We start from the raw sequence: 11,511 nt of genomic DNA on the forward strand, positions 1-11,511 counted from the left end.
GTCCTCGATGAACCCGAAACCACGCATCGGCCTACTCGGCATCATGCAGGCCCTCTATGACGACATGATCCCGGGCATCGCCGAGCGCCAGGACCGCTACGCCCACGATATCTCCGAACAACTCGCCGATCTCGCCGACTGGACCGTCGGACGCCCGGTCAAGGACCGGCGTGACGCCGAGGCGGTCATGCGCGAATTCGTCAATGCCGATCTCGACGGCGTCATGGTGGTGATGCTCACCTACGGCCCGGCGATGCGGGTGGCCCGGTTGTTCAACGAGAACCGACTTCCGGTGCTACTGGCCAATATTCAACCCGAACCGACCGTCACCCCCGCCTGGGATATGGCGGACATGACCTATAACCAGGGCATCCACGGCGCCCAGGACACCGCGAATGCGATGGTCCGCGCCGACCGTCCGTTCACTGTCGTGACCGACGACTGGCGCACACCGGAATTCGCGGTGCGCGTTGATCGTTGGGCACGCGCCGCGCGCGCGGTCACCGCGTGGCGATCGCTGAAGGTCGGTGTATTCGGCTACGCCATGAACGATATGGGCGATATCCGCGTCGACGAGAACGCGCTATTGCGGGCGCTCGGCCCGGAGATCAGCTTCGTCGCACCCGGCGACCTCTACCGCGGCAGCCAGGCGGTGACCGATGACGATGTGGCGGCGCTGATGGCTTGGGAGGACCGGAAATTCGCGATCGATCCGGCACTGACCGGTGCGGAACGCGAAGACCACGCTCGGATGCAGATCGCCATCGAACGCATTCTCACCGACCGCGGCTACGGTGCGTACTCGACGCATTTCGACGCGATCGGCGAGGACGGCCGATTCCAGCGGCTGCCACTGGCCGCGGCGTCGAGTCTGATGGCCAAGGGATACGGCTATGGCGCCGAAGGCGATGCGATGGCCGCCGCCATGGTCTACGCGGGACATCAGCTGATCGGCGACGGCCATTTCACCGAGATGTACGCGATGGACTTCCCCTCCGACTCGATCCTGATGAGCCATATGGGCGAAGGGAATTGGCGCATCGCGCGCACCGATGAGCCGGTCCGGCTGATCCGGCGCGAGCTCGGCATCGGCAAGCTCGACGAGCCGCCGACCTTCCTGTTCCGCTACCGGCCGGGGCCCGCGACGCTGGCCTGTCTGGTTTCGCTCGGCGGCGAAAAGTTCCGGCTGGTGGTGGCCGAGGGCACCGTGCTCGACAGCCAGGAACTGCCCGCGCTGGAGATGCCCTACGGCCAGTTCCGCCCCGCGAGCGGCGTTCGGGCCTGCATGGACGGCTGGCTCACCGTCGGCGGGCCGCATCACCAGGTCATGAATATCGGCCACCACGCCGCCGACTGGCAGGTCTTCTGTCAGCTCGCCGGCATCGAGTTCGTCCAGGTCTAGTCAAGGAGTTGTGCCCATGCCCACTATCAACCGACGCGGACTCTTCGCCGGCGCCGCCGGTGTCGCCGCGCTGTTGGCCGCCGCCGCGTGTTCCGTCGAGGACAGCGGTAATTCGTCCGCGGCCAGCGGCATGATCGGCATCGCCATGCCGACGAAATCCTCCGAACGCTGGGTTGCCGACGGCAACAATATCGTCAAGCAGTTCAAGGACCTCGGCTACGACACCGATCTGCAGTACGCCGAGGACGTCATCGAAACGCAGGTTTCGCAGATCGAGAATATGATCACCCGGGGCGTCAAGGCATTGGTGATCGCGGCGATCGACAACAAATCGCTCACCGGCGTATTGCAGCAGGCCAAGACGAACAAGATCGCGGTGATCGCCTACGATCGGCTCATCCGCGACACCGCGAATGTCGACTATTACGCCACCTTCGACAACTTCAAAGTCGGTGTGCTGGAAGCGAATTACATCGTGGACCGGCTCGGCCTGCGGGATGGCAAGGGCCCGTTCTCGATCGAACTGTTCGCCGGTTCCCCCGACGACAACAACACCTACTACTTCTTCAACGGCGCCATGTCGGTGATCCGGCCCTATCTCGACTCCGGCAAGCTGGTGGTCCGCTCCGGGCAGACCGCCATCGATCAGGTGACCACGCTGCGCTGGGACGGCGCCACCGCCCAGTCTCGGATGGAGAACCTGCTCAGCGCCAACTACTCCACCACGAATATCGATGCCGTGCTGTCGCCCTACGACGGCCTCAGTATCGGCATCGTCTCCGCTCTCAAGGCGGTCGGGTACGGCCGGGGCGATAAGAAGATGCCGGTCGTCACCGGCCAGGATGCCGAGAAGGCGTCGGTGAAGTCGATCATCGCGGGCGAGCAGACCATGACCGTCTTCAAGGACACCCGTGACCTCGCCAAACGCGCCGTGCAGATGGTCAATGCGATCTTGACCAGCGGCACCCCGGAAACCAACGACACCACCTCCTACGACAACGGCGCCAAGAAGGTGCCGTCGTATCTGCTGCAGCCGGTCTCGGTCGATAAGGACAACTACCGAAAGGTGCTGATCGACTCCGGCTACTACTCCGAGCGCGACTTCGCCTGACGACCAGGGAATGCCCGCATGGCCGAGTCAGGGCCCGGAGGAGGCAGCCTGCGCAACCACGGAGGGCCCCTCGGGCATGCAGAAAAGGACACAGCCCATGACCGAACACATTCTCGAAATGCGCGGAATCACCATGGAATTCCCGGGTGTGAAAGCGCTCGACGCGGTGGATTTCGCGGTGGCCGACGGCGAAATCCACGCGCTGGTCGGTGAGAACGGCGCGGGCAAATCGACGCTCATGAAGGTGGTCAGCGGCGTCTACCCGCACGGCTCCTACAGCGGACGGATTCGCATGGACGGTACCGATGTGGCGTTCAAGGATATTCGCGGTAGCGAGGCGGCGGGGATCGCGATCATCCACCAGGAATTGGCGCTGGTGCCGCAGCTTTCGATCGCGGAGAATATCTTCCTCGGCAATGAACGGCTGCGCGGCTGGACCGTCGACTGGCACGAGACCAATCGGCAGGCGATGCTGCTGATGCGGCAGGTCGGTCTCGTCGAGGATCCCGAAACCCTGGTCGCCGCTTTGGGTGTCGGTAAACAGCAGCTCGTCGAAATCGCGAAGGCGCTGTCCGAACAGGTGCGATTGCTCATCCTCGACGAACCGACCGCGGCACTCAACGAGACCGACAGCGCGAGCCTGCTCGCACTGCTGCGGCAACTGCGCGAACAGGGCATTACCTCGATCCTCATCTCGCACAAGCTCAACGAGGTGCTCGAGGTCGCCGATTCGATAACCGTGCTGCGCGACGGCCGCACGATCGAGACCCTCGACGCGGCGGCCGCGGAGGTCACCGAGGACCGCATTATCAAGGGGATGGTCGGGCGCGATCTCGACCACCGGTTCCCGCCGCGGGCGGATCCGCAGATCGGCGAGGTGTTCTTCGAGATCGCCGATTGGAACGTCGATCACCCGACCATCGCCGATCGCCGGATCGTCCGGGACGCCGCGCTGAACGTACGGCGCGGTGAAATCGTCGGTATCGCCGGATTGATGGGTGCCGGGCGCACCGAATTGGCGATGAGTGTTTTCGGCCGGTCCTACGGCCGAAATATTCGCGGCATGATCCGCAAAGATGGTGCGGTACTGCGAGTTTCGTCGGTGCGCGATGCGATCGGCGCGGGGATCGCCTATGTCTCGGAGGACCGTAAGCAATACGGATTGATCCTCGATGAAGACATCCGGCGCAATATGACCCTGGCCAATCTTCCCGCTGTCTCCCGGTACACCGTCATCGACACCCACCGCGAGATCGTCGAAGCCGAGCGCCTGCGCACCCGGCTGACGGTGAAGACGCCGACGGTATTCCAGAAGGTCGGCAACCTTTCCGGCGGAAATCAGCAGAAGGTCGTACTCGGCAAATGGATCTTCACCGAGCCCGATCTGCTGATCCTCGACGAGCCGACCCGCGGTATCGACGTCGGCGCCAAATACGAGATCTACCTGATCGTTCACCAACTCGCCGCCGCCGGGAAGGGCGTGCTGATCATCTCCTCGGAACTGCCGGAACTACTGGGCTTGTGTGACCGCGTCTACGCGATGAGCCAGGGCCGCATTACCGGGGAGCTTCCGAAACACGAAGCCACACAGGAGGCTGTCATGAAACTGATGACACGCGGCACCGGCACAGCCGAGGCGGCACCCGAATGACATTGCTGGACAAACTGGAAGACGACGACTCCGCGGAGGTCATTGCGAAGGCCGTCGAGCAGAAACAGGTCGGCGCGCTCGCAGCGCTGCGTCGCACCCTGCGCGGCAATGTGCGCCAGTACGGCATGATCGTCGCGCTCGTGGTGATTACACTGCTGTTCCAAATCCTCACCACGGCAAAGCTTTCCGACGGCGTCAGCCTGTTGACACCGCTCAATGTCACGAATGTCATCCTGCAGAACGGCTACATCCTGGTGCTGGCCATCGGGATGATGCTGGTGATCATCAACGGGCACATCGACCTATCGGTCGGATCACTGTGCGCGCTGGTCGGTGCGGTGACCGGTATCGCCATCGTGCAGTGGCACTGGCCTTGGCCGCTGGTCGTGCTGGCGGCCGTCGCGATGGGCGCGGCCATCGGTGCATGGCAAGGATATTGGATCGCCTACGTCAAAATTCCGGCATTCATCGTCACCCTCGGCGGCATGCTGCTGTTCCGTGGTCTGGCGCAGTTGGTGCTCAAAGGCCAGTCGATCGGGCCGTTCCCGCAAGGCTTTGTGAATATCGCGGCCGGATATCTTCCGAATTGGTTGCCGCTGCATGCCGTTCAGTTCGCCGGGTTCAACGGAATCGCGATACGGCTGCGCGTCGGCGAGCTGAACGGTTTGACCTTGCTCATCGGCGTGCTCGCGGTGGCTGCCCTGGTGTGGTCGCAATGGCGGGTGCGGCAGCGCCGCCACTCCTACGGTCTGCCTGCCGGACCACGCTCGCTGTTCATCGCGAAGTTGGCGGCGCTCGGCGCGGTCATCCTGGCATTCAGCTTCGTATTGGCGTCCTACAACGGGATTCCGATAATCGGCGTCATCCTGATCGTGCTGATCGTGCTGTATTCGTTCGTCATGAACCGGTCGGTGATCGGGCGGCGGATCTACGCCGTCGGCGGCAATGAGAAGGCCGCACAACTGTCCGGGGTGAATACCAAAGCAAATACGTTCTGGGTTTTCGTGAATATGGGCGTGCTCGCGGCGCTGGCGGGTGTCATCTTCGCGGCCCGGCTCGGTGCGGCCACTCCGAAGGCGGGACAGAACTTCGAGCTCGACGCCATTGCCGCGGCATTCGTCGGCGGCGCGTCGGCCAGCGGTGGCATCGGCACGGTCGTGGGTGCGATCGTCGGAGCGCTGGTGATGGGCGTGATGAACAACGGCATGTCGATGCTCGGCATCGGCAGCGACTGGCAGCTGGTCATCAAGGGCCTGGTGCTGCTGGCCGCAGTAGCATTCGACGTCTATAACAAGAAACGCGCGGCGGCCTGAGGCTCCGTAGCGACTGCTTGCAGGTCGCTCGAAATGGTCGGCATTACCGCTGGGCCGGTGCCGCCGTGCTGTCGCGCGTGACCAGCGTCGGCACCACCGACGGCGATGCCGGTTCGACGGTGGTGCCGTCGAATTCCAAGAGCCGCAACAACATCTGCATACTGCGGCGGCCTACTTCGTCGAAGTCCTGCCGGACGGTCGTGAGCGGTGGCGAAAGGTAGGCGGCCTCCGGAATGTCGTCGAAACCGACCACCGAGATATCCGCGGGCACCCGGATACCGCGTTCGGTGAAGGCGCGCAGCATGCCGAGCGCCATCTGGTCATTGGCCGCGAATACCGCGGTCACATCGGGCTGCGCGGCGAGCAGCAGGCCCGCTTCGTAGCCGGAGCGGGCACTCCAATCCCCGCCGATCACCGGAGGGATCGGCGCGCCCGCGGCCTCCAGCGTGCGTCGCCAGCCCTCGATGCGGTCGCGTGCCTCCAGCCAGTCACTGGGTCCGGCGACCTGCCATACTGTGCGATGCCCCAGATCGAGCAAATGTTGCACCGCCAGCCGGGCGCCCTCGACCTGATCCACCGAAACCGACGGCAAGCCACTGTCCTGACCGGCCTCGACCGCGACGGCCAGCAGGCGTTCGGGCAGGTTGTGCAGTGCCGCGGCGGCGGCCATCTGCGGCGCGATGACGATGATTCCATCCACACCCTGATCGGCCAGACTGTTCGCGGCCGCCAGCACGCTGGAACGGTCCACCGTCTCCAGCGCGAAGATGTTGACACCGTAACCCGCTGTGCGAGCGGCACGTTCGATGCCGAGCAGGGTGCATGCCGGGCCGTACAGAATGGTGTCGAAACTGACCACGCCGAGCATATTCGAGCGCCTGCTGACCAGCCCCCTGGCCATGGCGTTGGGGCGGTAGCCGAGCTGTTCGACGGCCCGCAATACCCGCTCGCGGGTCTCCGGGCGCACGTTCGCACTGCCGTTGAGCACCCGCGACACGGTCTGATGGGAGACTCCGGCGAGTTTGGCGACATCGGTCATTACCGCCGGGCGCGCACCCGTCGGTCGAACCGCCGTTGAGGTATCCCCGGCGGCAAATCCGTCCCTGTCCCTCACATCCCACCTTCCAAAGCGTCGTCCCGGTTCCCCCAGGTTAACGCTCACACGGCCGGTGGCCACACCGCGGCCCCTGAACCACCGCGCTGACCTCGGCAACCTATATCCAGTCGTCGCCACCGGATTACGGCCGCGAGAGCTCTTGACTAGAGGAATGTGAGCGCTAACACTAACAGGACTATCGCACCTCGGTGCAACACGTTTCACAATTCAAGGGAGAGCCTGATCGTGTTGAAGAGGCTTCTGATTACCGCCAGCGCACTTGTCCTCACCGCAGCAACGGCCGCCGGCTGCGGCAGCTCGGGAAGCGACCAGACCGTACTCGGGTTCTCCCAGGTAGGCGCCGAAAGCGGTTGGCGCACCGCGAATACGAAATCCATCCAGGACGCCGCGGCCGCCGCCGGAATACAGCTGAAATTCGCTGACGCCCAACAGAAACAGGAAAACCAGATCAAGGCGATCCGCACCTTCATCCAGCAGCGCGTGGACGTCATCGCCTTCTCCCCCGTCGTCGCATCCGGATGGGATACCGTCCTGAAGGAGGCAAAGGACGCCAAGATTCCGGTGATCCTCACCGATCGCGCGGTCGACTCGGCCGACACCTCGCTCTATGTGACCTTTCTCGGCTCGGATTTCGTCGAAGAGGGACGCAGGGCGGCGAATTGGCTGGTCGACGCGACCAAGAACTCGAACGACCCCGTGAATATCGCTGAGTTGCAGGGCACCACCGGATCCGCGCCCGCGACGGATCGGAAGAAGGGTTTCCAGGAGGTCATCGGAGCCGACCCGAAGTTCAAGATCATCGCATCGCAGACCGCGGAGTTCACCCGCGCCAAGGGCAAAGAGGTGATGCAGGCATTCCTGGCCGCGCACCGGGATATCAACGTGCTGTACGCGCACAACGACGATATGGCGCTCGGTGCGATCCAGGCGATCGAGGAGGCCGGGCTGAAGCCGGGTAAGGACATCAAGATCATCTCGATCGACGGGACCCGAGATGCCTTCCAGGCCATGGCCGACGGCAAGATCAATGTGGTCGTCGAATGCAATCCGCTGCTCGGCCCGAAGCTGATGGAGATCACCAAGGAGGTCGTGGCGGGTCACCCGACGCCCAAGCGGATCGTCACCGACGAAGGCGTCTACACCCAGGACCAGGCCGCCGCCGCGCTGCCCACCCGGACGTACTGAGCCGGAGCAGTGCATGTCGGAACCGACTGTCACACCCGCACTTCGGATGTCGGGCATCGTCAAGCGTTTCGCCGGGGTCACCGCACTGTCCGAGGTGGACCTGCGGCTGTTCCCCGGTGAGATACACGCACTGGTCGGTGAGAACGGTGCGGGCAAATCCACCCTCATCAAGGTGCTCACCGGAATCCACGACGCCGATGCCGGAACCATCGAACTCGACGGTCGCCCGGTGCGCTTCACCGGCCCGCAGCAGGCGCTGCGGGCCGGGGTGAGCACCGTCTATCAGGAGGTGAATCTGTGCCCGAATCTGTCGGTCGCGGAGAACATCTACATCGGACGGGAACCGCGGCGGGGCGGTCTGATCCGCTTCGCCGCGATGCGTCGCGATGCCACCCGGCTGCTGGCCAGATTGCATATGAACATCGATGTGGCGGCCCCACTCGGCTCGTATTCGCTTGCGGTGCAGCAGCTCATCGCCATCGCCCGAGCCGTCGACCTGGATGCGAAGGTCCTCATCCTGGACGAGCCGACCTCATCGCTGGACACCGGTGAGGTCGAGCAACTGTTCGCGGTGATGCGCAGGCTCGCCGCCGAGGGCGTGGCGATCGGATTCGTCACCCACTTCCTCGATCAGATCTTCGAGATCTGCCACCGGGCAACCGTACTGCGCAACGGAACTCTCGTCGGGGAATATCCGGTCGCACAGTTGGACCAGAAGGATCTCATCGCGCACATGCTCGGCACGGCGCTGCGCGCGCTCGACGAGATCGAGCACGAGAAGCCGGATCCGGCGGTGGTGGCGCGCCACGATCCACTCTTGCAGGCCACCGGGATCGGCGGGCGCCGCAATTCTGTCGCGCCATTCGATCTCACCGTCCGGGGCGGCGAAGTCGTCGGGTTGGCCGGGCTGCTCGGCTCCGGCCGCACCGAGGTGGCGCGACTGCTCTTCGGCGCCGACCGCGCGTCCACCGGGAATCTCCGCGTGGCCGGCGCACCGACGGCACTGCGCTCGCCGAGCGCCGCGATCGACCACCGGATCGCCTTCTGCCCCGAAGATCGCAAATCCCAGGGTCTTATCCTCGACCTGTCGGTGCGCGACAATATCGTGCTCGCGGTCCAGGCCGCGCGCGGTTGGGCCCGACCGCTGTCGGCGCGCAAGCGCGACGAACTCGTCGCCGGGTACATCACCTCGCTGCGGATCGTCCCGGCCGATCCGGATACGCCGGTGAAATTCCTCAGCGGCGGCAACCAGCAGAAGGTGCTGCTGGCCCGCTGGCTGGCCACCCGGCCGAAACTGCTGATCCTCGACGAACCGACCCGCGGCATCGATATCGGGGCCAAGGCGGAAATTCAGCGGCTGGTCATCTCGCTGTCCGAGGAGGGCATGTCGGTACTGTTCATCTCCGCCGAACTCGAGGAGGTGCTGCGGCTCAGTCACAAGGTGGCGATCCTGCGCGATCGGCGGCTGGTCGCCGAACTCGTCAACGATGCCACTCTGACCATGGACCGCCTTACGGAAACCATTGCGAGCGGGGCGATTTCATGACGATTATCCGAAGCCACCTGTTCTGGCCCGCGTCCGCACTCATCGCATTGCTGATCGTCAACGTCGCGTTCACGCCCGGGTTCTTCTCGATCCGCATCCAGGACGGACACCTCTACGGCAGCCTGATCGATATCCTGCGCTACGGCGCACCACTGGTGCTGATCTCGCTCGGCATGACGCTGGTCATCGCGACGCGCGGCATCGACCTGTCGGTCGGCACGGTCGTGGCCATCGCGGGTGCGCTGGCTTGTCTGCATATCAGCAATATGCCGGATCAGGCCGATACCGGTGGCGTCGCCGTCGCGGTGCTGATCGCGCTCGGCGTGGCGGTCGCGCTCGGACTGTGGAACGGAGTGCTGGTGGCGCGCTTCGGGATTCAGCCGATCGTGGCGACATTGATTCTGATGGTGGCCGGACGCGGTGTCGCACAGCTGATTACGTCCGGCCAGATCATCACGATCAACAGTCCACCTTACAAGGTCATCGGTGGTGGTTATCTGCTCGGGCTGCCGGTACCCGTATTGGTCGCCACCGCAGTGTTCGCTGGGCTCGCGTTGCTGTTGCGGCGCAGTGCGCTCGGGCTGCTGCTGGAATCGGTGGGCGGTAATGCCGAGGCGGCGCGTCTGGTCGGTATCCGGGCCGGTGGTCTGATCGTCGCCGTGTACGCGGTCTGCGCGAGCTGCGCCGCGATCGCGGGACTGATGATCAGTTCGAATGTCTCCGCGGCGGATGGCAACAACGCCGGGCTGTGGATCGAACTCGACGCGATTCTCGCGGTCGTCATCGGCGGTACCGCGTTGACCGGTGGGCGATTTCAGCTCGGCGGCACCGTCCTCGGGGCGCTGGTGATCCAGACGCTCACCACCACGATCTACACCGTCGGCGTGCCGCCGGAGACGACGCTGGTCTCCAAGGCGGTCGTGGTGATCGCGGTATGCCTGATCCAGTCACCGGCGTTCCGCGCCAAGGTCTTTCGCCGCCGAACCCGACCGAGCATCGCATCGACAGCGACGGAGGCGACCAGATGAACGTGCTGACCCAGGCCCGTGCCGTCCGGCCGATGCTGCGCCGACCCGTGATGCGCGGGCACCGCAGCCGATACATCCCGGTGCTGGCGACTGCCGCACTGTTCGCCGTCATCTATGGCGTCGGGGTGATGCGCTATCCGGCATTCGGCTATCCGCAGGTTTTCGTGAACCTGCTCATAGACAACGCCTTTCTGCTCGTTCTCGCCGTCGGGACGACCTTCGTGATCCTCACCGGCGGCATCGACCTGTCCGTCGGCGCGGTGCTGGCCCTGTCCACGGTGGTCTCGGCGTGGCTGGTGACCGTCCACGGGTGGCCGCCGCTGCTGGTCATGCCGCTCATGCTGGTCAGCGGCACGCTCTTCGGCGCCGCGATGGGCGCGGTCATCCACTACTTCGAGATCCAGCCGTTCATCGTGACGCTGGCCGGTATGTTCCTCGCGCGCGGGATGGCGTATGTGATCAGCACGGATTCGATCACGATCACCGACTCCGTGTATACGGATCTGGCGCAGCGTCGCTTTCGGCTCGGCGGGGACGTATTCCTGACGGTGGGCATGATCGTCGCGCTGGTAGTTGTCGCCGTGGCCTTCGTCGTTCTGCACTACACCCGATTGGGTCGCACCGCGTATGCGATCGGCGGCAACGAACAGTCTGCGCTCATGATGGGCCTACCGGTGGCCAGGACCAAGGTCGCCGTGTACGCGATCAGCGGCTTCTGTTCGGCCCTCGCGGGCATCCTGTTCACGCTCTACACCCTGTCCGGCTGGAGCCTGCACGCCGTCGGCATGGAACTCGACGCCATCGCCGCGGTCGTCATCGGCGGCACCCTGCTCACCGGCGGCTCCGGATTCGTCCTCGGCTCAGTACTCGGCGTACTGACCCTCGGCGTAATCCAGACCATCATCAGCTTCGAAGGCACCCTGAGTTCCTGGTGGACCAAGATCTTCATCGGCGTCCTGCTACTCGCCTTCATCCTGCTCCAGCGCACCATCGCAACCCGGGACGGATAAGGACAGGTCTCGCAATCTCGAGGTTGATGCGATCAATGCCGCCGAAGCTCGCGCGGCGGTCACTACACAGCCCGCATAATCGGATCGTGGTCGGGTGCACTGTGACCGGCGCGCGCCGCGCCCGCGGCCGGATCCGACAATTGAATCC

The 11,511-nt window shown here is 64.5% G+C and carries 9 protein-coding genes; 8 read left to right on the top strand and 1 reads right to left on the bottom strand.

Annotated elements, in window-relative coordinates:
• Positions 1–7: 7 nt before the first annotated feature.
• From ACQPXH_RS24095 to mmsB, 4 genes are all read left to right on the top strand, one after another.
• Entirely contained in the window at positions 8–1,402 is a 1,395-nt protein-coding gene (locus ACQPXH_RS24095) for an L-fucose/L-arabinose isomerase family protein (RefSeq protein ID WP_433598763.1), read from the top strand.
• A 16-nt stretch (positions 1,403–1,418) separates the two neighbouring features.
• Positions 1,419–2,513: a multiple monosaccharide ABC transporter substrate-binding protein gene (gene chvE / locus ACQPXH_RS24100; protein ID WP_433598764.1), complete on the top strand. Its 1,095-nt coding sequence runs from the start codon at positions 1,419–1,421 to the stop codon at positions 2,511–2,513.
• 97 nt (positions 2,514–2,610) lie between these two features.
• Complete coding sequence (mmsA, locus tag ACQPXH_RS24105) at positions 2,611–4,164, top strand: multiple monosaccharide ABC transporter ATP-binding protein (protein ID WP_433598765.1); 1,554 nt, start codon at positions 2,611–2,613, stop codon at positions 4,162–4,164.
• Positions 4,161–5,477: a multiple monosaccharide ABC transporter permease gene (gene mmsB, locus ACQPXH_RS24110; protein ID WP_433598766.1), complete on the top strand. Its 1,317-nt coding sequence runs from the start codon at positions 4,161–4,163 to the stop codon at positions 5,475–5,477. The genes mmsA and mmsB overlap by 4 nt, the downstream gene beginning before the upstream one ends.
• 43 nt (positions 5,478–5,520) lie before the next feature.
• Here the strand turns inward: mmsB and ACQPXH_RS24115 are convergent, their stop codons facing one another.
• Positions 5,521–6,591 carry a LacI family DNA-binding transcriptional regulator gene (locus tag ACQPXH_RS24115; RefSeq protein WP_433598767.1) on the bottom strand — a complete coding sequence of 357 codons (1,071 nt, stop codon included), beginning with the start codon at positions 6,589–6,591 and terminating at the stop codon, positions 5,521–5,523.
• Between the two features lie 228 nt (positions 6,592–6,819).
• Between ACQPXH_RS24115 and ACQPXH_RS24120 the strand changes: the two genes are divergently transcribed.
• Genes ACQPXH_RS24120 through yjfF form a run of 4 tightly spaced genes read left to right on the top strand, consistent with a single transcriptional unit; the run spans position 6,820 to position 11,363 of the window.
• Positions 6,820–7,779, top strand: coding sequence for an ABC transporter substrate-binding protein (locus ACQPXH_RS24120; RefSeq protein WP_433598768.1), 960 nt, complete (start codon positions 6,820–6,822; stop codon positions 7,777–7,779).
• A gap of 13 nt (positions 7,780–7,792) precedes the next feature.
• Positions 7,793–9,325 (top strand): sugar ABC transporter ATP-binding protein, encoded by a 1,533-nt coding sequence (locus ACQPXH_RS24125; protein ID WP_433598769.1) that lies wholly within the window; start codon positions 7,793–7,795, stop codon positions 9,323–9,325.
• Positions 9,322–10,353, top strand: a complete 1,032-nt coding sequence (locus ACQPXH_RS24130; protein ID WP_433598770.1) for an ABC transporter permease — start codon at positions 9,322–9,324, stop codon at positions 10,351–10,353. The genes ACQPXH_RS24125 and ACQPXH_RS24130 overlap by 4 nt, the downstream gene beginning before the upstream one ends.
• Positions 10,350–11,363: a galactofuranose ABC transporter, permease protein YjfF gene (yjfF, locus tag ACQPXH_RS24135; protein WP_433598771.1), complete on the top strand. Its 1,014-nt coding sequence runs from the start codon at positions 10,350–10,352 to the stop codon at positions 11,361–11,363. The genes ACQPXH_RS24130 and yjfF overlap by 4 nt, the downstream gene beginning before the upstream one ends.
• Positions 11,364–11,511 lie beyond the last annotated feature (148 nt).

The organism is Nocardia sp. CA-135953 (genome assembly GCF_050955735.1).
Taxonomy (GTDB): domain Bacteria; phylum Actinomycetota; class Actinomycetes; order Mycobacteriales; family Mycobacteriaceae; genus Nocardia.